This window comes from Photobacterium salinisoli (genome assembly GCF_003614885.1).
GTDB classification, from domain to species: domain Bacteria; phylum Pseudomonadota; class Gammaproteobacteria; order Enterobacterales; family Vibrionaceae; genus Photobacterium; species Photobacterium salinisoli.
This window is the reverse complement of record NZ_QZMS01000004.1, coordinates 1-662: the sequence shown is the minus strand read 5'-3', so window position 1 is coordinate 662 and position 662 is coordinate 1. Positions and strand designations below refer to the sequence as shown.

Genomic DNA, 662 nt, shown 5'->3' with positions numbered 1-662 from the left:
TAGTCACTTAACCATACAACCCCAAGAGGTTTCGTATGTTCAAACAACCAAGGTTGTGTCTCTGACAAAGAGACAATTGGTTTATTCGCCGGACTCTTACACAAGACACTTGAATGTGTGTTGCTTGAGAACTCTGTTTCTTTCGAAACAGTTTTATTCAATCTCAAAGATTGAATTTACTAGTCAGCTTTCCAGATTGTTAAAGAGCATGTGAATTATCATTCGATAACCACTTTCTAACCACACTCGCCCTGTAGCAGGGAATGTACTTAAAGAGTGGTGGAGCTAAGCAGGATCGAACTGCTGACCTCCTGCGTGCAAGGCAGGCGCTCTCCCAGCTGAGCTATAGCCCCATCGAGTATTGCAAGAGTGTTTAACCACTGCATTTGGGAAGACAGTGGTGGGTCTGAGTGGACTTGAACCACCGACCTCACCCTTATCAGGGGTGCGCTCTAACCACCTGAGCTACAGACCCTTCTCTTGCGCTCTTAACTATTTCGACCAAGCAATCTGTGTGGACACTGCATCAAAGACACAGTCTTCAGGTAAGGAGGTGATCCAGCCCCAGGTTCCCCTAGGGCTACCTTGTTACGACTTCACCCCAGTCATGAACCACACCGTGGTAAACGCCCTCCCGAAGGTTAAGCTATCTACTTCTGGTG

2 tRNA genes and 1 rRNA gene are annotated in these 662 nt (G+C 47.3%); all 3 read right to left on the bottom strand.

Annotated features, from left to right (window positions below):
- Positions 1–277: 277 nt before the first annotated feature.
- Positions 278–353, bottom strand: a tRNA-Ala gene (locus tag D6M16_RS00520).
- A gap of 45 nt (positions 354–398) precedes the next feature.
- Positions 399–475, bottom strand: a tRNA-Ile gene (locus D6M16_RS00515).
- 71 nt (positions 476–546) lie between these two features.
- Positions 547–662: ribosomal RNA gene (locus D6M16_RS00510) — 16S ribosomal RNA — on the bottom strand; the annotation flags it as partial.